The 24,917-nt window shown below is 36.3% G+C and carries 23 protein-coding genes and 1 other RNA gene; 5 read left to right on the top strand and 19 right to left on the bottom strand.

The window, feature by feature from the left end; translation table 11 throughout:
* Window positions 1–21: 21 nt before the first annotated feature.
* From HNQ37_RS01595 to HNQ37_RS01585, 3 genes are all read right to left on the bottom strand, one after another.
* Complete coding sequence (locus tag HNQ37_RS01595) at window positions 22–1,695, bottom strand: peptide ABC transporter substrate-binding protein (protein WP_183538655.1); 1,674 nt, start codon at window positions 1,693–1,695, stop codon at window positions 22–24.
* A gap of 245 nt (window positions 1,696–1,940) precedes the next feature.
* Window positions 1,941–3,581 (bottom strand): peptide ABC transporter substrate-binding protein, encoded by a 1,641-nt coding sequence (locus HNQ37_RS01590; protein ID WP_183538653.1) that lies wholly within the window; start codon window positions 3,579–3,581, stop codon window positions 1,941–1,943.
* A 174-nt stretch (window positions 3,582–3,755) separates the two neighbouring features.
* Window positions 3,756–4,658: a prenyltransferase gene (locus HNQ37_RS01585; RefSeq protein ID WP_183538651.1), complete on the bottom strand. Its 903-nt coding sequence runs from the start codon at window positions 4,656–4,658 to the stop codon at window positions 3,756–3,758.
* 190 nt (window positions 4,659–4,848) lie between these two features.
* On the opposite strand from HNQ37_RS01585, the gene HNQ37_RS01580 reads away from it, so the two are divergent.
* Window positions 4,849–5,820 carry a polyprenyl synthetase family protein gene (locus tag HNQ37_RS01580; RefSeq protein WP_183538649.1) on the top strand — a complete coding sequence of 324 codons (972 nt, stop codon included), beginning with the start codon at window positions 4,849–4,851 and terminating at the stop codon, window positions 5,818–5,820.
* 1,131 nt (window positions 5,821–6,951) lie between these two features.
* Here the strand turns inward: HNQ37_RS01580 and HNQ37_RS01575 are convergent.
* The 14 genes from HNQ37_RS01575 to HNQ37_RS01510 all read right to left on the bottom strand — a co-directional run bounded on the left by HNQ37_RS01575 (window position 6,952) and on the right by HNQ37_RS01510 (window position 21,200).
* Window positions 6,952–7,116: a hypothetical protein gene (locus HNQ37_RS01575; protein WP_183538647.1), complete on the bottom strand. Its 165-nt coding sequence runs from the start codon at window positions 7,114–7,116 to the stop codon at window positions 6,952–6,954.
* Complete coding sequence (locus HNQ37_RS01570) at window positions 7,116–7,316, bottom strand: cold-shock protein (protein ID WP_183538645.1); 201 nt, start codon at window positions 7,314–7,316, stop codon at window positions 7,116–7,118. The genes HNQ37_RS01575 and HNQ37_RS01570 overlap by 1 nt, the downstream gene beginning before the upstream one ends.
* 475 nt (window positions 7,317–7,791) lie before the next feature.
* Window positions 7,792–8,149, bottom strand: a transfer-messenger RNA (tmRNA) gene (gene ssrA, locus HNQ37_RS01565).
* A 69-nt stretch (window positions 8,150–8,218) separates the two neighbouring features.
* Complete coding sequence (locus HNQ37_RS01560) at window positions 8,219–8,836, bottom strand: YigZ family protein (RefSeq protein WP_183538643.1); 618 nt, start codon at window positions 8,834–8,836, stop codon at window positions 8,219–8,221.
* 675 nt (window positions 8,837–9,511) lie between these two features.
* Window positions 9,512–9,757 (bottom strand): type B 50S ribosomal protein L31, encoded by a 246-nt coding sequence (locus tag HNQ37_RS01555; RefSeq protein ID WP_183538641.1) that lies wholly within the window; start codon window positions 9,755–9,757, stop codon window positions 9,512–9,514.
* Between the two features lie 146 nt (window positions 9,758–9,903).
* A complete protein-coding gene (locus HNQ37_RS01550; RefSeq protein ID WP_183538640.1) occupies window positions 9,904–10,272 on the bottom strand; it encodes a hypothetical protein in 369 nt (122 codons plus the stop codon).
* A gap of 228 nt (window positions 10,273–10,500) precedes the next feature.
* The gene (thrS, locus tag HNQ37_RS01545; protein ID WP_183538638.1) at window positions 10,501–12,447 is read right to left on the bottom strand and encodes a threonine--tRNA ligase; all 1,947 of its coding nucleotides are present in this window, start codon (window positions 12,445–12,447) and stop codon (window positions 10,501–10,503) included.
* A gap of 342 nt (window positions 12,448–12,789) precedes the next feature.
* Entirely contained in the window at window positions 12,790–14,037 is a 1,248-nt protein-coding gene (locus HNQ37_RS01540; RefSeq protein WP_183538635.1) for an Nramp family divalent metal transporter, read from the bottom strand.
* Between the two features lie 167 nt (window positions 14,038–14,204).
* Window positions 14,205–14,942, bottom strand: a complete 738-nt coding sequence (locus tag HNQ37_RS01535) for an amino acid ABC transporter ATP-binding protein (protein WP_183538633.1) — start codon at window positions 14,940–14,942, stop codon at window positions 14,205–14,207.
* Complete coding sequence (locus HNQ37_RS01530) at window positions 14,942–17,092, bottom strand: ABC transporter substrate-binding protein/permease (protein ID WP_183538631.1); 2,151 nt, start codon at window positions 17,090–17,092, stop codon at window positions 14,942–14,944. Before HNQ37_RS01530 ends, HNQ37_RS01535 begins: the two co-directional genes overlap by 1 nt.
* A gap of 179 nt (window positions 17,093–17,271) precedes the next feature.
* On the bottom strand, window positions 17,272–18,144 hold the full coding sequence (gene sdaAA, locus HNQ37_RS01525; RefSeq protein ID WP_183538628.1) for an L-serine ammonia-lyase, iron-sulfur-dependent, subunit alpha: 873 nt from the start codon (window positions 18,142–18,144) through the stop codon (window positions 17,272–17,274).
* A 30-nt stretch (window positions 18,145–18,174) separates the two neighbouring features.
* Complete coding sequence (sdaAB, locus tag HNQ37_RS01520) at window positions 18,175–18,849, bottom strand: L-serine ammonia-lyase, iron-sulfur-dependent subunit beta (RefSeq protein WP_183538626.1); 675 nt, start codon at window positions 18,847–18,849, stop codon at window positions 18,175–18,177.
* A 110-nt stretch (window positions 18,850–18,959) separates the two neighbouring features.
* Entirely contained in the window at window positions 18,960–20,369 is a 1,410-nt protein-coding gene (gene pepV / locus HNQ37_RS01515) for a dipeptidase PepV (protein ID WP_183538624.1), read from the bottom strand.
* A gap of 222 nt (window positions 20,370–20,591) precedes the next feature.
* Window positions 20,592–21,200, bottom strand: coding sequence for a nitroreductase family protein (locus HNQ37_RS01510; RefSeq protein ID WP_183538622.1), 609 nt, complete (start codon window positions 21,198–21,200; stop codon window positions 20,592–20,594).
* 291 nt (window positions 21,201–21,491) lie between these two features.
* On the opposite strand from HNQ37_RS01510, the gene HNQ37_RS08650 reads away from it, so the two are divergent.
* From HNQ37_RS08650 to HNQ37_RS01495, 4 genes are read left to right on the top strand one after another with little or no spacing between them, the layout of a single operon-like run.
* The gene (locus HNQ37_RS08650; RefSeq protein WP_425486318.1) at window positions 21,492–21,731 is read left to right on the top strand and encodes an IS1/IS1595 family N-terminal zinc-binding domain-containing protein; all 240 of its coding nucleotides are present in this window, start codon (window positions 21,492–21,494) and stop codon (window positions 21,729–21,731) included.
* Complete coding sequence (locus HNQ37_RS01505; protein WP_183538620.1) at window positions 21,718–21,891, top strand: hypothetical protein; 174 nt, start codon at window positions 21,718–21,720, stop codon at window positions 21,889–21,891. Before HNQ37_RS08650 ends, HNQ37_RS01505 begins: the two co-directional genes overlap by 14 nt.
* 57 nt (window positions 21,892–21,948) lie before the next feature.
* Window positions 21,949–22,404, top strand: a complete 456-nt coding sequence (locus HNQ37_RS01500) for an IS1595 family transposase (RefSeq protein ID WP_183538691.1) — start codon at window positions 21,949–21,951, stop codon at window positions 22,402–22,404.
* A complete protein-coding gene (locus tag HNQ37_RS01495) occupies window positions 22,404–22,937 on the top strand; it encodes an NUDIX hydrolase (RefSeq protein ID WP_183538618.1) in 534 nt (177 codons plus the stop codon). The genes HNQ37_RS01500 and HNQ37_RS01495 overlap by 1 nt, the downstream gene beginning before the upstream one ends.
* A gap of 115 nt (window positions 22,938–23,052) precedes the next feature.
* Here HNQ37_RS01495 and HNQ37_RS01490 read toward each other — a convergent pair whose 3' ends face one another.
* Complete coding sequence (locus tag HNQ37_RS01490) at window positions 23,053–23,439, bottom strand: ribonuclease III domain-containing protein (protein WP_183538690.1); 387 nt, start codon at window positions 23,437–23,439, stop codon at window positions 23,053–23,055.
* Between the two features lie 10 nt (window positions 23,440–23,449).
* Window positions 23,450–24,841: a cysteine--tRNA ligase gene (gene cysS / locus HNQ37_RS01485; protein ID WP_183538616.1), complete on the bottom strand. Its 1,392-nt coding sequence runs from the start codon at window positions 24,839–24,841 to the stop codon at window positions 23,450–23,452.
* Window positions 24,842–24,917: the final 76 nt, after the last annotated feature.

Here is a 24,917-nt window from a genome sequence, read left to right as displayed (position 1 = left end):
TCAACAATTCATTTTTAGTCTTTACTTAGAAATGTAAGTTTTACTGAAGTCAAGTGTTGTACCTACAGCGTTACGAACGAGTCCTTTAAGTTTCGCATTTTGTTCTGACGCACCTGCATACATTTCGATTGGGTCTACATTTGCTTTATCAGCAAGAGCTTTTTCAGCCGCTTTGTAATCATCGTATTGTTTAGTTGGATTTGTTGCATCCTGCCCTGCAGCTTTATCCATAGCAGCTTGGAAATCAGCATTGACAAACTTACCATTATTCTGTTGTGATCCTGCTACAAACAGGTTCAGATAAGTTGAAGGCTCTTGGTAGTCAGCTCCCCAAAGGGTGCCAACAATGTCAAAGTTCCCATTTGTTGAATCTTGAAGACGTTGTGCAAAAGGTACTAGCTTAAGAGTAACAGTTAAACCTGGAAGATCTGCTTCAAAGTTCTTCTTTAAGAAGCTCGCTGAATCTTTACCTGTTGCTGAATCACTGTCAATTTCAAGACTTAAATTAAGTTTGGAAACACCAAGTTCTTGAAGCCCTTGTTTCCAGTATTTTTTAGCTTGAGTCGTATCATACTTGTAAATAGATTGTTTAGCCACAACAGAGAAATCTTTGCCATTAGGTGCTAGTCCTGAATTAATTGGTGTAAATGAATAAGCAACTTTGTTAACTGGTGTTACAGCATTAATTAAGCCTTGACGGTTCGTTGCCAAAATAATGGCTTTACGAATGTTAATATTTTGGAGGGCTTTAGATGCAATATCAGAACTAGTTCCTTTACCTGATTGGTTAAATTCAAGATAGTGGTTTTCAGACAATGGAACATTTACAACCCCCTTATCCTTTTTATGAGCTTTATAAAGCGCTGGTGATGCAATAGAAGTTGCATCAATCTTACCTGTTTTGTAAAGGTTCCAACTTTGTGTTGCATCAGTTACAACTTGAAGGTTAATTCCTTTGGCAATAACATTTTTGGCATTCCAATAACCAGGGTTCTTTACAAGGTCGTAAGTCTTATTTGAACCACTCCAACCATTCTTTTGTCCTTGCTTGAACATAAATGGTCCAGAGTAAACTGTTTTGTCAGATGAAGTAGCATACTCTTTGCCATATTGCTCAACAACTTTTTGATCTTCAGGGAAGTAAACTGAAAGTGCAAGAACTTGCTTAAAGAATGAAGCTGGAGATTTTAATGTTACTGTCAATTTAGTATCTGAATCAGCCTTGATACCTAATTGAGAAAGATCTGTGATTTTACCTGAGTTAATTTCATCAGCATTTTTAACATAAGTCATCATGTACTCATATTCGGATGCAGTCTTTGGATCTACCGCGCGTTGCCATGAATAAACAAAATCTTTGGCTGTTAAAGCATCTCCATTTGACCATTTCAAACCATCACGAAGTGTGATTGTATAAGTCAAACCGTCTGATGAGACATCAATTGATTTAGCTAGATCAAGTACCGGCTTATTGTTGATTGTACGAACCAAACCAGACTCTGTATTGCCAATAACAATGTTTGAATACGAATCTGTTACCAATGATTGGTCAAGAGTTTGAATTGCTGCGGGAACAGTCAAACTAGGATTTCTTGCAGATGTAACAGCTGAAGACTGTGTGCTAACACCAAGTCCTACTAGAATAGCCCCTGATAGTGACGCAGCTCCCAAGGCAATTTTTTTCCAATTTTTCATAAATAACATCCTCTCTGTTGTAAAAGTATGAAATTAACAAATATCCTTGAATTTTCTGAATATTTTGTTATGTTTAATAGTATACTGAATCGAAACTTAATTGTCAAGCAAAAATACCATTATTTAAGCTATGAAAACGTATTCTTTTATCTATTGTTTGTAATTGACAGAAAATAAACAACAATTCATGTTTGTAAATAATAAAAAACGGCCATGGCCGTTTTTTATGGGGACAATTTTTTCAATTACTTAAGATAAACGCCTTTCAAATCATAGTTCAAACCAGTTGAATGGAACTGCAAACCTTTGAGATTTGAACTTACAAGCGCTGGAGTTGCTTGATAATCAATTGGATTCACATAGCTCCCTTTAAACAGTGCAGCTTCTGCTGTTTTATAATCATTATAAAGCTTAGTATTATTCAAAACATCTGGTACGGTTGAAGCTGCTTTATAAGCGGCATCGTATTCTGTTGAAGAGAACTTACCAGAGTTATATGAGCCACCAGTCAAAAACATTTGAAGGAAAGTTGATGGTTCAGCATAATCTCCTCCCCAGCCAGCGATAATAACATCGAAGTTACCATTTTGTTGATCCTGAAGACGTTGCTTAAATGGTACCTGTTTCAAGGTAACTGTTAAACCTGGAAGATTTTTTTGCCATGAATTTTGTAGGAAAGTAGCTGTTGCTGTTGCAACTGCTGAATCATTAGCATATTCAATTTCAACTGAAGCCTTTGTCTCTCCCAATTCTGACAAGGCCTGTTTAAATGCTGATTGAGCAGCTTTTGCATCAAACTTATAACCTTGTTTAGCAAATGTTGCAAAGTCTTCTCCATTTGGGGCTTTGGCAAGACCTGCTGGTGAAATTGATGTTGCAGGTTTTGAACCTGGTGTTGCTGCGTTAATGATACCCTGACGATCAGTCGCAAGATTTAAAGCTTCACGAAACTTTTGATTAGTGAGGTTTTTATCTTTACCATTTTGTTGATATTCAAGATAATCTGTTCTGGCCTGTACAAATGTGGTAAAGGCTTTGTTTGATTTATTCGCCTTAACAAGTGTTGGTGTGTTAAGGAAAGTCAAATCAAGTTTACCGGATTTAAATAGAGACGCTCCAGTCGATCCATTGCTGACAACTTGAAAATTGACTCCAGGTGATTTAACATTTTTTGCATCGTAATATTTTTTATTTTTAACAACGCTGAAGCTCTTTTCAGAACCTGTCCATTGCTTTTTTGAGCTAAACATAAAGGGTCCATCATAAACCATCTTTGCAGCTGAAGTTCCATATTCGCTACCATACTTCTCAACTACTGATTTATTTTCTGGAAGAAAAATAGCTTGAGCAAGCAAGAACTTAAAGTATGGCGTTGGTTGCTCAAGGGTGATTGTTAGTTGAGTGTTTGAGTCCGCTTTAACTCCAAGTTGTGAAAGATCAGTGATTTTACCAGAGTTAATATCATTAGCATTCTTCAAACATCCCATAAGATAAGCATACTCAGATGCTGTCTTTGGATCAACCCCACGTTGCCATGAATAAACAAAGTCTTTAGCAGTTAAAGGATCTCCATTCGACCATTTTAGACCATCTCGGAGCTTTATAGTATAAGTCAAGCCATCTGATGAGACTTTAATTGATTTTGCCAAAGCGAGAGCGGCTTTACCAGATTTATCAACACGCACCAAACCTTCTTGAGTATTGCCAATAACCGTGTTTGAATATTGATCAGTTACCACCGATTGGTCTAGAGTTGTGATATCTGCAGGGATCTCAATAGTTGGCGTTTTTGTGGCAGCATCTGCATGAGCCGAAAAACCTAGAATTGCTAAGGCAGCCACAGAAGTTGTCCCAGCAACCAATGTGATTTTTTTCCATTTTTTCATTTTTTCCTCCAAGTGTAACAATTTTGAAATATTCAGACTATTTGAATATGTTTTAAATATTACATCATTTTTAAAATGTTGTCAAGAGATAAATGGAAAAAACCTCAAAAAGAGGCTTCATATTATAAAATTATATTTATTTTCTCAACTTATCCATGCAAATTATTCAACTCATTAAAACAATAGACTTATAAATAATAAAATTACTTGAGTAAGTTGAAAAACCATAAGTATTTTAACCGAGGAAATAAATGTTTTCTTTTTTACTTGTTCATTCAGGTATGGTTTGGAAAATTTCAAAATCAAAGGAATAATAAACAAAATAATAAGCATAACAACCGGTAAAAGTTTTAATAAAACGGCAGCCACAACCGCTATAAAACTAATGAAAATAGAAGTTATCCACCATTTTAACGCCGCTTTCTTTCCTATATAATGCACTATTGTAAAACGATAATTTTTCTCATCTTCATCAAGATCACAAGTATTATTTGCTAACATAAGATTTGCAATAAGTAGGCTATTTGGCAAAGCAATTAAAAAGGCATCCATAATCGTGATTGAATTCCAAACAAAACTTGCATGAGCATTTATATAGACACAAATTAAAAAGATTAAAAACCCCATTGTAATTCCTGATAAAAACTCTCCTACTGGAAGACTCGAAAGTGGTCTGGGTCCTGCTGCATAGAAGACACCAACAAAGTAACAGATTAGCCCCAACCAGAAGACAGTCCAGCCAGTCATCATTGCAACTATCAGTCCAAGCAATAAACTCGTGAAAAAGAAGAATGCCAAAAGCGTTTTAATCAACCACATTGCAATATTCTCGCGACCAATGATGTTAGTATTTTTCTGATAGTCTGCTGTGTCAACCGCCTTATGGTAGTCATTGTAATTATCCCAGATATCAACAAAACAATTAAAAAAGAACATGGCAACAAAATATATTATCAAAGGAATAGGATTGGCCGAGTGATAGTGATACAAAGAATAACCAAGCCCTAGTAGGAAAGGAAAAACAGAGGCTGTTTTTGCCTTTAGTTCAATAAGTTCTGCAAAAATTTTAAAATTCATGATTCTCCTAAAAGTACATTTTCTATTTTATCATATCAACTTTTTTTTGCATGTTAACCCGTTTAATTTTGTCTCAGCGTCTTAAATTATATAAAATCCTAGTCATCTTATTCCATATCAAAAAAACAAAGCTTTAAGCCCTAAGTGAGCCTTTCAATGTGCTAAAATAAAGCTTATAGTTAGGAGACACATGATCCAATTTTGGAAAGAATTTCGCGAAATTGAATCTCTCTTGGAACAAGTCCAGAGCGAGATGAAGTCGCGTCTATATATTAATAATAACGAAATCTCAGCAGCACTCCAAGATTTTTCAACTCAAGGGGGAAAAATGGTACGTCCTGCGCTCTTCTTCTTGTTTGCTGGAATGGGCGAAACTGTTACTCTTCAGGATAAGGTTAAGATAGCAAGCTCCATAGAGCTCCTTCACTTAGCCACACTTATCCATGATGATATTATAGATGACAGTCCAACTAGAAGAAATCTACCTACATTACAAAAACAATTAGGAAAAGATACAGCAGTCTATGCAGGTGATTTTGTCTATACCGTTTATTTTGAGTTACTTACCGAAACAATGAATGGGAGTGCACTTTTATCCCAAAATGCTAAATCTATGAAAAAAGTCCTTATGGGTGAACTTATTCAGAAAGATTTGGCATATAATACAGATGTTAAAATTTATGACTACCTGAGAGCAATTTCTGGAAAAACCGCAGAGTTATTGTGCATGAGCTGTTATCAAGGAGCCTACTTCGGTGGTCTTAATAGATCAAGTCAAAAGCTTGCCAGACGTATCGGGCGAAATGTTGGACTCGCGTTTCAGATTTATGATGATATTTTAAATTTTTCAGTGGATTTAAAGAATGAAAAGCCCATTCTATCCGATGTTCAACAGGGTATCTTTACTTTGCCATTGATATTGGCACGAGATCATTCACCCGAAAAGATTATTCCCTATTTGCAACGAGCAAGTTTTTTAAAACTCACGGACCTTTATCATTTGGCTGAGTTAGTCAAGAAAACTGGTGCATTGGAGAATGCATTAAAATTAGCAGAGCGGTTGACAAGTAAAGCTTTAAAAGATATTTCACACCTTCCTAATGGTACAAACAAGAATATTTTGATTGAAGCAACCCAAAAATTATTAAAACGTGATTACTAATCAATATCTACCTAAATAGAATAAAACATCAATTAAGAACTAAGTATGAACTTCTAATTGGTGTTTTATTTTATTCAAATTTTACACAATAGTTTTGGTCTCAAGTTTAGGCTATATTTATAATTATCTAAATATTTTGATGGTGCACCAAAGAAGGCCTTGCATAAAGTGAGTAAGCCAGCTTGATTCACTCGCAGAGCATTGGAATATTATGACAGAATAGGAAATTTATTCCAATACACATTGCAATGTGGAATATTTTGTGTATAGCATCGACAGATTATTTGATTTATAACAATTTTTTATTTATAAAGATGTCAGCCTATCATTAACCGAAATCAAAGATGCCCTGTCAAAAGAAATTAATGAGAAACAAATTTATTAAATAAAAATGCACCAATGTTTGAACTAACGATTAAGTTTCTTCTATAGAAAGGATAGCACAATGTCCAACAATTATGCGAACGGCTCCTTGAACAATCTTATTTCCAATAGTGTGACGAAATTTTGTCACTTGTAGATCTCTCGTAAAAACTGTTATTTTTTTAATGAACGCTTCATAACTATATAAACTAGTGACTGGATTTGAATTACCACGAATTTCACTTCTAAGAATACAAAACTATGAAGAAACTAAAACAAGAACAATCCAAACCTCAGAAATGGTTAACATGCGTCAATAATTCAAACATTATAAGATCAGCACTGTCAATTTGACAAATGCTATGGGAAATTCTACTTACGTTGTCAGAAAGAAGAACGTGCATTGGGTTGATTCAGTTTATTTTAGATAATTTTTAGTATTCAGCAAAGAAAAACTATTTTAGAACTTCTGGAAAATGTTCAGCTCACATCCATTAATTCAGATACTATTTAAGAATTTACATCCTAACAAAGAGGATGCTTTCCGATTTTGCTCAGCCCGCTTTCAATGCGGGAGGAAAAAGAATCATCAGTACACGATTTGGTACATTTGCCCAAAAGAAAGCAAAAACAACAGCTTTGCTGTTGTTAAAATTTAGATTTTGATGAATTTCATTTAAGAAAACAATTCAAGCATCGGGCATCACTTCACATATTTTATGATAACAAGATTTAACTTACAATTGCCCCATTTAGTTTTTCGACTATTTATCTATTTATTTTTATTTTAGTTGGAACTACAGCGGTCAATGCCATTGTTTTTCGATTTAAATAAAATGCAATTCCGTTAATTATAATTATATTTTTTTTAATCTTTATCATATTTCTCCTTTCAAGAGTATAAAAAAGAACCTTAAAAGGTTCTTTTTTCATTAAGCCTTCACAATATTAGAAGCTTGTGGACCTCTTTGTCCTTGAGTAACTTCAAACGTTACTTTTTGTCCTTCATCAAGGCTCTTAAAGCCATCGCTTTGAATTTCTGAGAAATGAGCAAATACATCCTTGCCATCTTCTGTTGTGATAAAGCCGAAGCCTTTATCTGCGTTAAACCATTTTACTGTTCCGTTAGTCATATTATATAACCATCCTTTTACAAAATTTTTGTAAACTCTATTTTGTGAAAAGTGAATATAAAAGACAGTTAACCCGTGACAAAATCTACCTTTTTATAATAGCATTAAAATTCATAAATGTCAAAACATTTTGATTGAAATTTTGATTTTTCAACGAAATACATCCATTTGGATAAAATTTAAAACAAATAAACTAAATTAAGGGAGTTTTCCTTCCTTTAAAACAACAATTATTTTTAATAGTTTAACAATTTGGAATAAAGCTTCAGGATTTCATATTCCAATTCAATTCAATCCGTCAAGGTGAAACAAAATTTGCACTTTGTCATTTTTGAAATAAAAACAGACTATAAATTTTTATGCCAAGTTTTTTTAGACTATAAACTAGTATTTTTTATAGATTTTTTTGTCAATAAGAAATAAAAAACCGCTTATCCAAGCGATTCTTTATCATATAAGATTTACTAAACCTTACTTTTGGAGCCGCGGGGATTTGAACCCCGGTCCAAACATCTTGCTACATCAACGCCTACAACCATAGGACTTCTGTCATTTTTGACAAAGCGCTCACATCAGTCTCAAGAAGAGGCACTTTGCGAGTCTCTAAATTTTCGTCCAAACCTCCGAGACAAGGGCTCAGCTTATCCGACTATATTAGGGCTTTCAGCAGACCATCGGGAAATCTATGAAAGTCACGCAAGCTGTGGTTTAGGCAGCGAATGCGTATGATTGTGTATTATTTTTTGCAGTTATATTTCTGCGACAGATTTAGCTGGTGTCAGCAGCAGTTGCAGTTCATGCGCGACAATGCCTGTCGAATCCATAACGACCCCATTACGAGATAACTCTTATTATATCAGAAAATTTGAAAGAGTCTAATAGATTGACCATAAAGTTAAAAACTATCCTACTGATACTGCAGCCAGACGTCTGATTCCATTTTCTGCTGTTATCTTTCCATTAAATTTATCTAGTAATTCTTTGAAAAAAATAGGAACAGTTGCCTCATTTATAAATACCTTCACCTTGATGTTTTCAAAAAAAGTTTGCTCATAAATGGGCACAGTTAGCCAGCTAGTTAGGCTGTCAAAAAGAGAGTAGTCTAATGTCAAAATAATTTCTAACTCATCAACAATTTTGACTAATCCAACCGAGTCTAGAGCTTGTGAAACTGATCCAGCATAAGCACGTATCAAACCTCCAGCACCCAACTTAATTCCACCAAAATAGCGTGTAACAACAACACAGATGTCAGTAATCTCTCTCTTTTTTAGAACTTCAAGTATTGGAACACCTGCTGTACCCGAAGGCTCTCCATCATCACTAGCTCTTTGAACTTCTTGATGCTCACCTAGAATAAAGGCTGAACAGTTGTGATTTGCTTTGTAGTGTTCCTTTTTGACCGATCTTAGGAAATCAACTGCCTCTTCTTCATTTTGGACCCTTTTCATTTGGCAGATAAATCGTGAATTTTTTATATCGATAGAATGAGAAAAATCCTGAGAAATAGTAATTGTCATATTAGTCAATTCTATCAAATATTGACCTAATTTTAAAGGCATTACCTATAACATATTGAAAACATCATCAAGATCATTCAATTTATTTTTGTGTTTCGGAAAAATAAATTTTTCCTTCTATGAAAAGATTATTGCACATACTTGATATTGTCAAATACCTTTTTATCAATTTTTAAAGCAAAATGAAAACCAATCTCTAAAAAAGAACATTCTAAATTTCACCATACTTCTATAATTCCTAATCTCATAGGTTATAAATATAAAGTTTGACATATTATTTGAGACAGATAGATCAAATGATAATAATCAATATAGCTATTTTAAACAATGTTCTATTTAGAAAACAATTTATCAAGCTACAAATTCACATAAGGCAGTAACATTATTTAAAAGATTAGTTTTAAAACTGGTGTAGATTAACTATTTCTTTATCCAATTTTACCTAACAAAGTTTTCCCAATATTTTAATTTCAATAATTATCATTTTTTAAATTTTTAGTTTGTAACAATTAAAAAATAGTTTGTTGTTAAATGCTCTCGACACCTTTCGACACAAGTAGAAAAGTATCAAATTGAGGTGGAGGTTATAAAGCTAGCAGGGAATTAATAGTTTCAAAGCTTTTTATTTTTTTGTAATTCAAACATAGTACAAAAAAGCCACCCAAAGGCGACTTCTTATTTGAGACCATATTTTTTGTTGAAACGATCCACACGACCGTCGGCCGCAGTGAATTTTTGACGGCCAGTATAAAATGGGTGACTGTCAGAGGAAATTTCCACGCGGATTAGCGGATATTCATTGCCATCTTCCCATTTAATGGTTTCTTTTGAAGATTTAGTTGAACCGCTCAAGAATTGATAGCCAGTTGTTGTATCAAGGAATACAACTGGTCCATAATTAGGATGGATATTCTTTTTCATGTTTTCCTTTCTGCCTTAGCTCTTATTTTTGCAAATCTTGCGAGCTAAAGTTTATTTGTGCTATAAACACATGCTTGCATATTGTATCAAAATCTATTATCTTTTTCAAGAAGCAGAACTAAATTTTTCAGAAATTCTGAACCCCATTAGGCAATAACTTCTCCGGTATAAAGCTCATAATTTCCATCCAAATATTTCTTTCTAAAGTTTATTTTAGCTTCAGCAATTCCGATTCCCTCTATACTTAAAAAGCAATTTCGCTTTTTCTCAATGACCCAAAGACAAACTTCTTCCTCTTTTCGATCATTAACATAACAATACACATGCAGACTACGATAAAGTTGAGAAGCTCCCTCATTTGCATCTACAAAGTTTGCCTTCTTTTCCCAATCAAACGTAACTTGATCAATCCGATTTCTTCCAGTTGGGAGTGATTTAAGGTAATCCACAATTAAATCTGAATGTACTTTTAAAAATTTAACTGCTTCATTCCAAGAAAATTTTTCATCCATCATACCTAAACTCCTTCAAATGTTGTTTCACCATACATTTACAAACAAAATATTAATAAATTTTTCATAGATATTTTAATATGAAAGAAGTTAACAGTCAAGATGTTAAATGTTCTAAAATAGACATTCTGTCTTATTTATCTCAGCTTTTCTACTTTTCCCTAATTTATTCTTATATTATATTCCTTTTATTATTTTAAAAGTTAAATTACCTATATTACACACGTTTATTTAATCTTTTCGACTCATGTTTGCCACATCGGATTGAAATTCAGCAATAAATTTATCAACTGACATAACCCTTGTTTCATTTGATCCATAGCGGCGGATGTTCAGTGTACCTTCTTCCAATTCCTTGTCACCAATAACAATTTGATATGGGATCTTACGTGTTTGTGACTGACGAATCTTGAACCCCATCTTTTCATTAGCGTCATCACAAACCACACGATACCCAAGATTCGTCATTTGACGTTGCAACTTCCAAGCTGCCTCTCCGTGAGCATACTCATTGACAGGGATAATCGTTGCTTGCGTTGGGGCAAGCCACGTTGGGAAAGCCCCCTTATATTGTTCAATCAAGTAAGCTACGAAACGCTCAAGGGTTGAAATCACCCCGCGGTGAATCATAACTGGACGATGTTTTTCTCCATCAGCACCCACATAAGTAATATCAAAATTCTCAGGATTTAAGAAATCAAGTTGAATCGTTGAAAGTGTTTCATCATTGCCTAACGCAGTCTGTACCTGAATATCAAGTTTTGGTCCATAGAACGCAGCTTCTCCTTCAGCCTCATAATAGGTTAACCCCATGTCATCCATTGTTGCTTTAAGCATCGCTTGAGACTTAATCCACATCTCTTCATCTGGGAAATACTTCTCTGTATCTTTAGGGTCACGATATGACAAGCGGAAGCTGTAATCATTGATTCCAAAATCACGGTACATATCCATAATAAGCTGAAGAATTTTACCAAATTCTTCTTGAACTTGTTCTAGCATTACAAATGTATGTCCATCGTTCAAAGTCATTTCACGGACGCGTTGAAGACCTGACAAAGCCCCAGATTTTTCATAACGGTGCATCATACCAAACTCTGCAATACGAATTGGAAGTTCACGATATGAGTGAACATCGTGTTGATAGATAGCAATATGTGATGGGCAGTTCATTGGCCGGAGCTCTAATTGTTCAGTTTCATCCATCACCATTGGTGGGAACATGTCTTCATGATAATGTTGCCAATGGCCTGATGTTTTATAAATATCAAGATTCATCATGATAGGAGTCACTACATGTAAATACCCATTAGCAACTTCTTGATCTTCAACATATCGTTGGATAATACGACGGATAGTTGCACCATCTGGTAGCCAGTAAGCTAATCCTCCCCCAAGTTTTGCATCATTAAAGAAGAGATTCAACTCTCGACCAAGTTTACGATGATCTCGTTCCTTAGCTTCTTCACGTTTTATAAGATTATTTTCAAGTTCTTCCTTACTAAACCATGCAGTACCATAAACACGCTGCATCATAGCATTATCAGAATTTCCACGCCAGTATGCGCCAGCAACGTTCAAAAGTTTGAAAATTTTGATAACACCTGTTGAAGGGACGTGTGGACCGCGGCAGAGGTCGGTGTATTCCCCCTGACTGTATATGGTCAACCCATCTTCATCATCATTGTGTTCTTCAATCAATTCAAGTTTATATGGATCATTTGCAAAGATCTCTCTGGCTTCAGCTTTTGAAACTTCTCGACGGATTGATGGAAAATTTTCTTTCACAATCTTCTTCATTTCTGCTTCAATAACTGCTAAATCTTCGTTTGTAATTTGACCACCATCATTAGCATTGTCGGTATCATAGTAAAAACCATCTTTGATAGCTGGACCAACACCCAGATGAATATTGGGAAAATGGCGACGAGCAGCTTGAGCAAACAAGTGAGCTGCCGAGTGACGAAGAAGACTAAGTGCTTCATCTGATTCCGGAGTGATAATTTCAAATTCACCGTCATTTGTAATTTCACGACGTGCATCAATCAATTTCCCATTAAGTTTTCCTGCTAAAGTCTTTTTGGCAAGACTTGATGAGATTGACTTTGCAATGTCAAAAGTTGTGCTACCTGACTCAAATTCTTTAATAATACCATCTGGAAATGTAATTTTAATCATTTTAAACCTTCTTTTTTAATATTCCTACTTAGGATCTATTTTGTGAGATTACTCAATAAAAAAAACAACCCCACCCCTCATTTTAAAGGGCGCAGATTGCGCGTTACCACCTTATTTTATCTCAATATTGACATCTAAAAACTTTACAAATAGTTTTTGCCTCAATCGAAAACTCATCATCAACGTAACGGGTTGGATCCGCTTCTGCTTTCACAGAAGTTAGCCAAAGGAGTAAAAGCTTAAAAATGTGGGCTCACACTATCCCCACTCGCTTTATCAAAGCTAAGCTTTCATGTCTTCAAAAATTAGTTTATAACTTTTTCAAGAACATGTCAAGATTTATTAGTTAAAAGTTTGCAGGACCAAAATAATATTTAAAATACTAACGAAAATACCAGTTGCCAACAAAATAATTTTTGTATACCAAACATTTTTGTATTTTCCCATAACTTTTTCAGAGCTAGTTAGAAAAATTTGTACGAAAATAGTAATAGGCAACTGAATACTCAAAAAGACTTGTGACCAAATCAAAATATCAAAAGGGTTAACAACAAAAGTCAACCCAATAATTATAAGAACGGCTGCACCAATTGTAATCCAAACTCCAAGGCGACTGTGTGGATCATTGGCATCATAGGGCTCTGAAAATATACCAGCAAAGATCGACCCACCTGCCATACCCGCAGTTATGGAACTGGCAACCCCAGCAAAAAGAAATGCAATAGCAAAAATAACTGCTGATGTTGGTCCAAGTAAAGGTTCTAAGAGCTTTTGAGCCATAGTAATGTCTGTTACCAAGTGCGGAAAAAGCACTGCAGCAGCAACAAGGATAATTGCTGAATTAATGACCCACCCCAAAAACATTGAGAAAATCGTGTCCATAAACTCAAAACGAAGTTGTTTCTTGATAACAACTTCGTCCTCCAGATTAAATTGGCGAGACTGAATTACTTCAGAATGTAGAAAAAGATTATGAGGCATGACAACCGCGCCTAAAGCTGACATTATGATGGGCAGACTTGCTAAAGTAATTTTAGGAAGAACCCATGCTTGTGCTGCCGCTCCCCAGTTAATTTTAGGAACAAGTAATAGCTCAAAAAGCAACGAAATACCAATTAAACTTACAAAACCAATTATGACTTTTTCAATTTTCTTATAACCATTTTTAAAAAGGAAAAAGATGACTAATCCTCCAGTGAAAACTGCACCTACCTGCAGAGGAAGGTGAAAAAGCATCTGAAGACCCAGAGCACCTCCTAGGACCTCAGCAACCGCGGTTGATATAGAAGCCATTATAGCAGTTATTAAGGTAAATCTTGATAAAAACTTAGGTAAATATATAGTCGTATTTTCTGACATACATTTACCTGTAACAATACCCAGATGGGCAACATTGTGCTGCAAGATTGCCAACATAATAGTTGAAAGACTTATTACCCAAAGAAGTTTATAACCAAATTGTGAGCCCGCCGCAATGTTCGCTGCCCAGTTTCCTGGATCAATAAACCCTACAGCAACAATAAGCCCTGGACCGATATATCGCAGAAAGTCTGGTACTGGAATTTTTTTGTCTTTCAATAATTGTTTCATAGTTTCATTTTAGGGTCTTAGCTACCTCATGTCAAGATTTAAGAATGCCCATACCTTTTTAAGGCAATTGTATCAAGAAAGGTCAAATTTGCCAAAATAATTCAAACCATTTAAAAAGTAGGACTCAATCCCACTTTTTAAATCATTCAATATTCTTTAAAAATTTTTTAAACGTTCAAAACTTTATCCAAAAATTCTTTTGTCCGATCTTGTTGAGGATGATCAAAAAGCTGCTCCGGAGTTCCATCTTCAAGAATGACCCCACCTTCTGTGAATAGGACACGATTAGCTACCTTACGTGCGAAGCCCATTTCGTGTGTCACAATTATCATCGTTGTCCCATCAGCAGCAATACGACGCATCAAATCAAGCACTTCTCCAACCATCTCTGGATCTAGAGCTGATGTTGGCTCATCAAAAAGCATGACATCAGGATCCATTTCAAGGGCTCTAATAATAGCTACACGTTGCTTCTGCCCACCGGAAAGTGTCTCTGGCATGGCATCTCTAAATTCGGACATACCAATTACATCTAGGAGATCAGTCGCCTTTTCTTCTGCTTCTTTACGATTTAATTTTTTTAGACTGATGGGCGCATAAACAATATTTTCTAAAACAGTCATATTAGGAAACAGGTTGAAATGCTGGAAAACCATACCAATATTTTCACGAACTCTATTGATATCAGTATTCTTATCTGTCAATCTGAAACCATCAACAATAATTTCTCCCGAAGTTGCTTCTTCAAGTCCATTTAGAGTTCGTAAGAGAGTTGATTTACCTGACCCTGATGGGCCAATCACACAGACAACATCACCTTTTTCAAACTTCAGAGAGATTCCTTTTAGAACTTCATTTTTTCCATAATATTTGTGTAAATCACGAACTTCTATTTGTGTACTCATTATTTAATTCTCCTCTCAATTTGACGTGCAATTATTGTCAAGGCTTCGATGAGAATTAAATACATCAACCCAACGATTGCATAGACGTAGAATTGTTGAAAATTACGGGCCATAATAATTTGACCTGTAAGTAGAAGTTCAGTCAAGCCAATGACAGAAACCAAAGTTGTGTCTTTCAATGAGATGATAAACTGATTGATCAAACTTGGGCTTGTGATTTTCAAGGCCTGTGGAAGAATTACTTTTCTCATTGTACGAACATAAGACACACCCAAAGAGCGACTTGCTTCCATCTGGCCAGCTGGAACAGCTTGCACACCGCCACGTATAATTTCTGCAATATAAGCTCCAGCGTTTAATGTTAAAGCAATAATTCCAGCTACAAATTCATTCATTGGGCTCTGATGACCAGTAATCATTTGAATAAGATTTGGTACACCGTAAAAGAGGAAGACAGTAAACACAAGCAACGGAATTCCGCGAATGAAATCAATATAGATTCGTGCAACAATTCGGAGAGCCCTGATTGGGCTCACAATAAAGAGACCAAATATTGTTCCCAAAATCATCGCAAGAATAAAGGAAATCAAAGCTAAGGCAATTGTCACACCAATACCTTGGAGGAGTTGTTTGTAGTTATTTTTAATAATTCCAAAGAAAGTCGACTCATCAACTGCATTTACCTTATTTGTAGTTCCTTGCTTACTTTCCATATATTTATTAATAATTTTATCATACTCACCCGAGCTCTTCAGATAAGCATACCCATCATTAAACATCTGAGTAAGCTCTGGATTTGATCCTTTCTTAACAGCAAAGCCATATTGCCCATCCGCTACAGCCGGTAAGGGTGTCACAAATTTTTGACCTTGGGCAATGGCATATTTCAAGACTGGTTCATCGTCCATAATAGCCTGGACAGCTCCATCACGTAATGAAGCGTAAAGAGTTGTTGCGTCCGTAAATGCTTTAACCGTAAATCCATATTTAGCTGCGTTAGCATTAAGATAGTCAAATGAAGCCGTCCCTGTCTTAGCGCCTACAGTTGCTCCTTTAAGATCGGACCAAGCCTTGATCTTATCCTTATCCGTCGCTGCAACAGCCACGGTCAAGTTTGAATTGTAATAAGGCGTTGAAAAATCAAAGACTTGTTTACGAGCATCTGTTATAGTCATACCAGCCATCATCCCATCGGCTTGACCAGATTGTGTGGCATTCAAAGCCGCACTAAAGCCTACGAAGTTCCATTTGATTTTGAAACCTTCGTGTTTGGCAATAGCATTAAGCAAATCAACATCTACGCCAGTGTATTGTTTATTAGTAGCTTGAAATTCAAAAGGTGCAAAAGCATTATCAGAAGCGATGGTATATACTGACTTTTTGGGCTTAGCCTTGCTTGGTGTAGCACCATATTTTGCAAGAATCTTATCATATTCGCCATCAGCTTGAAGCTTGGCAAGAGCAGAGTTGAAACCCTTAATCAAGTCTGCATTTTCCCCCTTCATAACGGCAAAGCCATAATAGCCAATAACAACCGGGTTCATATTAACAGCAATATCTTCCCCTTGGTTCGCTGCATAAGACAAGACTGGGTATTCATCCATCGCAGCCGCAATGTTGCCAGTTTTTAAAGCCGCTAACATTGCAACACCATCCGCATATGTTTTGATGTTATAACCATATTTTACTTGATTATCTTGTAGCCATTGTTGAGAAATCGTACCGTTTTTTGCCCCAACTGTCTTACCTGCCAACTGGCTTGGATCTGAAATTTTATTTAACTTAGTTGTTGCAATGACAATTGATGATGGGTAATATGGCGTGCCAAAGTCGAAGACCTTACGACGAGCATCCGTTATAGACATTCCAGCAATAACTGCATCAACTTTACCAGACTGAAGGTTATTAACAGCAGCATCAAAACCTGGATAACTCATCTCAAGCTTCCACCCGTTTATAGCTGCAACGCGATGCATAATATCTACATCAACCCCTGCCCATTTTTGATTGCTATCCTGATATTCAAATGGTGCATAGGCAATGTCCGAAGCAACTTTGACAGTCACCTGAGCATTGGCTGTTTGAGAAAAAATTCCCCCAAACAAAAATATTGAAAAAAATGTTAATAGCGAAAGAATAAACTTTTTCATCGCGCCTCCCTTTAGTTTTTTAGTATAACACAAAATATTATCATATTCAAAATTATCTGAATATTTATGTCAGATAATCTAACTCTATTTTGTTTCAAAAAAACCTTTCAGTTTAGAGATAAACATGCTAAAAAAGCATAAAAAAGCCATTTTTATAGTAAGGTATAAAGGAAATTATCTTACTTATTTTGTCCAAATAATCTTTCCATTATTGCTCGTCCCGTTGGCGTTTGAGCCAGTCCTCCTTCTGCCGTCTCACGATGAGCTGCTGGTAGGCTTTTCCCAACTTGATACATTACCGCCACTACTTCGTCAGCACTAAAAATAGATTCTATTCCAGCTAAAGCCATATCAGCTGATACCATGGCCTGAGAAGCACCTAGAGCATTTCGATTCACGCATGGAACTTCAACTAATCCTGCAACTGGGTCACAAATTAAGCCAAGAAAATTTTGAAGTGTTAATGAAATTGCATGAGCTGCTTGCTGGGCAGAACCTCCAGCCACTACTGTAAGTGCTGCCGCAGCCATAGCTGAAGCAGAGCCTACTTCAGCCTGACACCCACCTTCTGCACCAGAAATCGTCGAATTATTTGCAATGGCCATTCCAAAGGCTGCAGCGGTAAATAAGAATTCAAGTTGTTGTTCATGACTTAAGTTTAATTTTTCAGTTGCCTCAAAGAGTACTCCTGGTAAAGTTCCAGCTGATCCAGCCGTTGGTGTAGCACAAATCAGGCCCATTTGAGCATTCACTTCATTAACAGCAATGGCATTTCTAACTGCAGAAAGTGTTGCATGACCTGAAATAGATTTACCAGAAGCTAGATATACATCCAGCTTCTTTGCATCGCCACCTGTCAAACCTGAGAGTGACTTACGCCCTTCTCTTCCCTTGATAATTGAATTTGACATGGTCATGAGATTAATATCCATCATAGAAACGATTTCAGCTCGAGTACGACCTGTGGTTTCAACTTCATTAAGAATGGCTACTTCACATACTGAACCAAAGGTTTCAGCTTGCTCTACTAACTCTTTAATATTTATAAACATTTCTTTACCTATTCAATAATCAATCTTTGTCTATATGAAGAAATTGGCATCAATGAGTTCTGGGATTTCTTTCATCGCTTCAGCCGCTTCATTCACTTGTTTGGTTGTATCAACTTCAATAATCATAATTGCTTTGTCTCCCTTAGCAGCACGAGTTACGGTCATTTGAGCGACATTGATATCATGATCCATCAAAATTCCAGTGACTTTGGCAATAACACCAGGAACGTCTTGTTGAACGATAACAAAAGTTGGCATTCCCATAGAGATTGAAACCTCAAAACCATTTAGCTCAGTCACCTTTATCAAACCACCACCAAGAGAAATACCCGTGATTGTCATCTTCTTGTCACCCTTTCTACAGATAAGACGAGCAGTATTGGGGTGGCTTGCCTGCACATCTAAATGTGGCACATAACTGACTTCCATGCCTTGATCATAAGCAAGTTGAGGAGCCAGTGGAAGGCGCTCATCATCAGGGTCCATCCCCAAGACTCCTGCTACCAAAGCTATATCTGTACCATGACCACGATATGTTTTAGCAAAACTTTCATAAAGATGAATTTCTAAATGGTCAGGTAATTCACCAAAGATTGAACGGACAATCTTTCCAATTCGAGCTGCACCTGCAGTATGTGAGCTAGAAGGTCCCACCATAACAGGGCCAATAATATCAAATACAGATTTATATCTTAAGTTATCCATTACATTAGTACCTTCCAAAATTTAAAAACATATAATTATAGCAATTTTTATAAGTTTATGAAACACAAAAAGACAAGGCTAAACTTGTCTTTTGGATCAGTAACAATATCTTATTTAACTAAACGATAGATTGCGTCAGCATAAATTATCGCAGCCTTGATGATATCTTCAACAAACATGTATTCATCAGGTTGATGCATTGTACTTTCACGCCCTTGGAAAAGAGCACCAAAGGCAACTCCATGTTCAAGCAACCGACCGTATGTTCCACCACCAATTGACTCTTCAAATCCTTTAAGACCGGTGTGCTTTTCATAAACGTCAAGCAGAGTCTTAACAAGTGGATCCTCGCCTGAAAGATAATGAGGCTCACGGTTTCCACCAGGTTCTACTTCTACCTTGACATCAAATGGATTCAATACTTTCGACATTTGTTTTTCAATTGTTTCAACATCTGTTCCTGCCGGGAATCGGACGTTTAAGGTTACTTTCTTTTCTCCTTCTGCTGAGTAATTGAAAAGATTAGCTGGTGTTGTCACATTACCCATTACTGGGTGCTCAAAAGCAACGCCAAGCTTTTCACCATGGTGAACAAGGTGATAGTATTCAGAAACAACTTTTAAGAAATTTGCTGCTGAAGCATCAAAATTATAGTTATTCAAAAAACTAGCAAGGAAAGTTCCAGAGTTCTTACCCAATGTAGGATCCATTGCGTGAACGCCTACCCCTACAAGGTGTAGCTTAGCCTTATCACCGTCAAATGTAACTTGACCTGTTAAACCATTTTTAGACAAGAACAAAGTGAAATCAGCTTCGATCGAAGCAGGAGCACCTGTCAAGATTGCATCGGCTGTTGGTGGAACCATGTTTAACGCCAAGCCTGACTTGAAGCTTTCAAGCTTCAAATCGCCAACTCCTTTAAGTGTTGGGAAAAGAGTATGTACTCCTATAATTGCCTTTTCTCCATTTATAATCGGAAACTCAGCATCTGGAGAGAAGCCAATTTTTGGCATTTCTTCAAGCTCAAGGTAATGATTCATACATGACCAGCCAGATTCTTCATCAGTACCTACTATAAAACGGATCTTTTTACTAATAGGCAGGCCCAATTCTTTGATAATCTTTACAGCATAATATGCGGCCATTGAAGGTCCTTTATCATCTGAAGCACCACGCGCATATAGTTTTCCATCTTTGATGACCGGGATAAATGGATCTGTGTGCCATTTATCATCTACAGGGACTACATCCATATGTCCAAGTAAACCAAAAGCTTCAGCATCTGCGTCACCGTACTCCAAATAACCCACTAGATTATCCAAATTTTTTGTACGGAAACCATCACGTTCAGCTAATGACAAGAACTTAAGCATAGCTTTAGCAGCACCAGGTCCTACTGGAAATTCTTCTGTAGCATGTGCCATATCTTTAACCGAGTTGATGCTCAAAACTTCAAAAAGGTCCTTGAACAAATCATCTTTCCGGGCTTCAACTTCTTTTGCCCAATCAATTTCTACCATGAGTGAAATTACCTCCATTTATTTTGAAATTCTTTGCTAAATGTCTCATCGAATCTCAATTCTTTTCTATTATAGCTTATATCTTTTCATAAACCAAAGATAAACTGAAAAATCTGTCCCAAACAATGTTTAATAAAAAAGGTTCACTTGAGAAAAGCAAACCTTTCATTAAAAGCAATTTTACCTGAACCATTAATCTATGACTCAAGTTAGAGACGATTCTTATTTAATAACTTCCGTGAGGATTTCATCACCAAGGAAAGCCTTGTCTCTAGCAGAATCTTCAATTGAGCCGAAGACCAATTGACCACGGAGCTTATAGCCGTCAGGAATATTAAATTCTTTAGCCACGAGTTCATCAATAACTGGATTATAGTGTTGGAGATTTCCACCAAGACCAAGTTCAGTAAGAGCTGACCATGTATTTGCTGATGCAATACCAGTTGATTGCTCTGACCAGCCATCAAAATTATCAGCAAAGAGTGGAAAATCAGCCTTAAGCTTATTTGTTACACTTTCATCTTCATAAAATAGAACCGTTCCATAGGCTGCTTTGAAACCAGCAAGTTTTGTCATTGTTGCTGCAATAGCTGCATCATCAGCCCCTTGTTCTTTCATAGTTGAAGTCAAAGCAGTGGGTACAAGTTCACCCCAGAATTTGTCTTGAGCAGCTCCAAGTAAAATTTTAGCACGATGAGTTTGTGCATTAAAGGCTGTGGGACTATGTTTAACTGCCTCCTTAATGGTTTTTATAACTTCTTCTTCATTGCTAATATTACGTCCTAATGCATAAATGCTACGACGTTTTTTAAGAATATCGATAAATGACATTTCTGATAACTCAACTTTCTTTTCTTTTTTTAAACACTCGCAATTATAACAAAAAGGCTTTTTACAATCAAATAACCTATTCATATTTAAAAAAGGCTCTGTTAGCCGTAAGTGTTGATTTTCGTAATAAACCGCTTCGGTAGTATAATTAAGGTATAGAAACCTTGATGAAAGCGAGTGATACCAATGCGTGTAGCTGATATTATCCAAGAAATCCAAAACTTGCCTGAGTCTAATAAAAGACGTGTAATGAATCATTTTAAAATCATGCTTACATCACCACAATCATAAGTGAAATCTGTCTTTGGTGAAGCAACTGAAATCAAAGCAAAAGACGGCTTTCATTGTGTTAATTGTGGTTTTATGAATGTAAATCGGAATGGTCATACAAAACCAGGTATGCAACGCTACTATTGCAAGGATTGTCATAAATCGTTTTCTGATACGACTGCGACACCATTATTCCATTGTCGTAAAGTAAACCGTTGGTTAGACTTTATTGAGTGTACTTCTTGGCATGAGCTTGCGTGAATCAGCAGAACGTATCGGTGTGCATTACGTGACGCTATTCTATTGGCGACATAAGATTTTCTCTGCCCTTGAAGATATTCAAATCGAGAGTTTAGAAGGAATCGTTGAGGCTGATGAAACATTCTTTCTTGGAATCAAGCAAGGGTTCAAAACCAACTAACCGCAATTCACGCAAGCGTGGCGGCTCAGCTACCAAACGTGGATTATCAAATAACAAATCTGTGTACTTGTCGCTCGTGACCGTAATAAGAACACATTCTTTAAGATTATCGGTCGTGGAAGACCTAGTTCTAGTGAGATAGAGCAAGGCTTATCAGGAAAAGTGGAACAAGGCTCAGCCTTGTATACGGACGCTCTACGGGCTTATAGTACCTTCACAAATGAACACGATTTGAAACATTACGCCTTCAAAACTGGCAAACAACGTAGCAAAGGTATCTATCACATTCAAAACGTGAACAGTTACCATAGTCGTTTAAAATCATGGATTGCGAACTTCAAAGGTGTAGCTACGAAATATTTAAACGGCTACATCGCTCTGTTCAATTTCCTAGATTCAATCAGTTTTGACAGCACAACGAATGGTATCAAAGAACTTGCGGTACAATCATTGACGCATAAAGAATACGAAATGATAGAAACTCTACGTTTACGAAAGGTGGAAATAATATAATGTCAGTTGAAAAATTTGAAATCTGGGATGTTTACGATATTAATCGAAACAACACCGGAAAAACAATAGTTCGAGGAGAAAAGATCAATAAAGGCGATTATCATATGGTTGCAACGTTATTGATAATTAACTCAGATGGTGAATTGCTAATACAACAAAGACAGTCCTTTAAAGCTGGCTGGCCGAATTATTGGGATTTCACAGCTGCTGGCTCTGCCGTTGTTGGTGAATCAAGCCAAGAAGCTATATCACGCGAGTTATCAGAAGAGCTTGGCTTATCAATATCTTTCAAAGACACTCGTCCTTATTTCACCATTAATTTTGACGGTGGATTCGATGATTTTTATATTCTTTATCAAGATGTTGATTTAGATAGTTTGAAGCTTCAAGCCGAAGAAGTGCAAGCAGTTAAGTGGGTTAGCCCTAACGAACTAAAAGAGATGATACAGGGTGGTGTTTTCATTCCTTATTATCAAGGGCTAATTGACTTACTCTTTTCGTTTGAAGGAAATTATGGTACCCATAAAAAATAGTTTTTCCCCACAATTTTAGTGGGGAAAATGTTTTATCCAAAAATCAACACATACGGCTAACAGAGCCTTAAAAAATTATTTCTTTTTCTTTAAATTGAACTAACCTTTAAAAATTTTATTTATTTTCAAAAATTGTTTCAATGCAAAATTCTGCCAATTGAGACTCACGTTCAATTCTATTTGTTAAATGTAAAAAACCAAAAACAGCTTCGAACCCAGTCGATACTCTATAGGTCACAACGTCGGTATTCTTGGCAGTTGTTTTTGAATGAGCATTCCTCCCCCTTAAAAAATAGCTTTGTTCTTCTTCTGTAAGATTCCAATCTTCAGCCAGTTTAGCCTGAGCTTTAGCTGAAACATACATTGTTGCCTCTTTTTGAAGTTGACCCGGTTTTGTCAAGCCAAGCGAGAGAAGGTGATCACGAACATAGACTTCCCAAACTGCATCCCCAATGTAAGCAAGGGCAATTCCATTTAAAAGTTTTCCTTTATTTGAATCAATTTTATGAGCTTCACTCACGGTGCCACCTCATTCCTTGAGACGTATCTTCTAAGACAATTCCTTGAGCCTTCAAGCTATCACGAATTTCGTCAGAACGAGCATAATCCTTTTTGGCACGAGCAAGATTTCTTTCCTCTATTAAAAATTCAATTTCAGAATCAAGAATCTCCTCATCTTGTTTGAATTCAAGACCAATAATTTTCAAAATATCATCAAAAAATCGTTTGACATCTGAACCACCATTGCCCTTATTCACCCAACTGATAAAGTCGTAGAAAACAGTCAGTCCATCAGCAATATTGAAATCATTATCCATGGCAGTAGTAAAAGCTATCTCAAAGCTAGTCAAACTGCCATCGTCATTTGCTAATACATCTAGATTGCGATAAGCATTTTCAATCTTCTTAAGATTATTTTCGGCTCTTTCTAAGGCTTCGTTGTTGAAATCAACCGGACGTCGATAATGAGTCGTCGCTAGGAAAAAACGTAGAACTTGTGGGTCAAGTCCCGCTTGGAGCATTTCATGAACCGTTGTAAAATTGTTCATCGACTTAGACATTTTCTCACCATCAATGTTAACAAAACCATTATGCATCCAAATATTAACGAATTTTGTACCATTATTATGTGCTTCAGACTGTGCAATTTCATTCGTGTGATGAGGAAATTCAAGATCTTGTCCACCACCATGAATGTCCAAAGTTTCTCCTAATAAAGAACCCGACATAACTGAACATTCAATATGCCACCCTGGACGTCCCTTTCCCCATGGAGCTTGCCAGAAAATTTCCCCTTCTTTTGTCGCTTTCCAAAGTGCAAAATCAACTGGTGATTCTTTACGCTTACTTTCAAGATCTGTATCTATTCTTCCTGATGCACCTTCTAAAAGCTCATCAAGTTTTTTATTGGCTAATTTGGCATAATTTTGTGATTTCGAGACACGAAAGTAGACATCCCCCTCAGACACATATGCAAAATCTTTATCTATCAAATCCTGAATAAAATCTATCATCTGATAAATATACTCTGTTGCTCGTGGCGCATGAGTCGCATGTTTAACTTTCAATACATCTGTGTCCTCATAGAAGGCATCAATATATCTTTGAGCTAGCTCTATAGGCTCAATACCTTCTTTTTGGGCTGTATTTATAATCTTATCATCTACATCTGTGAAGTTAGAAACATAATCAACCTCATAACCAAATCTTTTTCCTGAAGCATCAATATTGCCAAATCTTTCTAAATAGCGTCTAACCACGTCAAAGGCGACAACTGCTCTAGCATTACCAACGTGAATGTAATTATAGACAGTCGGTCCGCAAACGTACATGCGTACTTTTCCCTCTTCAATTGGATTAAAGTCTTCCAGTGAGCGACTATAAGTATTGTAAATTTTAATCATTTCAAAACCACGCTTCCACAAGTAATTAGATCAGAAAAGAATTTCATTCTCCAAAACTCTATTTTATTTATTTTAC

Origin of the sequence: Lactovum miscens (assembly GCF_014202895.1) — a bacterium.
GTDB classification, from domain to species: domain Bacteria; phylum Bacillota; class Bacilli; order Lactobacillales; family Streptococcaceae; genus Lactovum; species Lactovum miscens.
This window is presented reverse-complemented; position numbering and strand designations above follow the sequence as displayed.

Coding starts and splice junctions, on each gene's coding strand:
- HNQ37_RS01590 (WP_183538653.1), bottom strand. CDS start 3,581: ATGAAAAAATGGAAAAAAATCACATTGGTTGCTGGGACAACTTCTGTG.
- HNQ37_RS01495 (WP_183538618.1), top strand. CDS start 22,404: ATGTCAGTTGAAAAATTTGAAATCTGGGATGTTTACGATATTAATCGA.
- pepV (WP_183538624.1), bottom strand. CDS start 20,369: ATGGTAGAAATTGATTGGGCAAAAGAAGTTGAAGCCCGGAAAGATGAT.
- HNQ37_RS01560 (WP_183538643.1), bottom strand. CDS start 8,836: ATGACAATTACTATTTCTCAGGATTTTTCTCATTCTATCGATATAAAA.
- HNQ37_RS01570 (WP_183538645.1), bottom strand. CDS start 7,316: ATGACTAACGGAACAGTAAAATGGTTTAACGCAGATAAAGGCTTCGGC.
- HNQ37_RS01555 (WP_183538641.1), bottom strand. CDS start 9,757: ATGAAAAAGAATATCCATCCTAATTATGGACCAGTTGTATTCCTTGAT.
- HNQ37_RS01505 (WP_183538620.1), top strand. CDS start 21,718: ATGAGCTTGCGTGAATCAGCAGAACGTATCGGTGTGCATTACGTGACG.
- sdaAA (WP_183538628.1), bottom strand. CDS start 18,144: ATGTTTATAAATATTAAAGAGTTAGTAGAGCAAGCTGAAACCTTTGGT.
- HNQ37_RS01535 (WP_183538633.1), bottom strand. CDS start 14,942: ATGAGTACACAAATAGAAGTTCGTGATTTACACAAATATTATGGAAAA.
- HNQ37_RS01585 (WP_183538651.1), bottom strand. CDS start 4,658: ATGAATTTTAAAATTTTTGCAGAACTTATTGAACTAAAGGCAAAAACA.
- thrS (WP_183538638.1), bottom strand. CDS start 12,447: ATGATTAAAATTACATTTCCAGATGGTATTATTAAAGAATTTGAGTCA.
- sdaAB (WP_183538626.1), bottom strand. CDS start 18,849: ATGGATAACTTAAGATATAAATCTGTATTTGATATTATTGGCCCTGTT.
- HNQ37_RS01510 (WP_183538622.1), bottom strand. CDS start 21,200: ATGTCATTTATCGATATTCTTAAAAAACGTCGTAGCATTTATGCATTA.
- HNQ37_RS01530 (WP_183538631.1), bottom strand. CDS start 17,092: ATGAAAAAGTTTATTCTTTCGCTATTAACATTTTTTTCAATATTTTTG.
- HNQ37_RS01595 (WP_183538655.1), bottom strand. CDS start 1,695: ATGAAAAATTGGAAAAAAATTGCCTTGGGAGCTGCGTCACTATCAGGG.
- HNQ37_RS01580 (WP_183538649.1), top strand. CDS start 4,849: ATGATCCAATTTTGGAAAGAATTTCGCGAAATTGAATCTCTCTTGGAA.
- cysS (WP_183538616.1), bottom strand. CDS start 24,841: ATGATTAAAATTTACAATACTTATAGTCGCTCACTGGAAGACTTTAAT.
- HNQ37_RS01575 (WP_183538647.1), bottom strand. CDS start 7,116: ATGAAAAAAGAACCTTTTAAGGTTCTTTTTTATACTCTTGAAAGGAGA.
- HNQ37_RS01540 (WP_183538635.1), bottom strand. CDS start 14,037: ATGAAACAATTATTGAAAGACAAAAAAATTCCAGTACCAGACTTTCTG.
- HNQ37_RS01550 (WP_183538640.1), bottom strand. CDS start 10,272: ATGATGGATGAAAAATTTTCTTGGAATGAAGCAGTTAAATTTTTAAAA.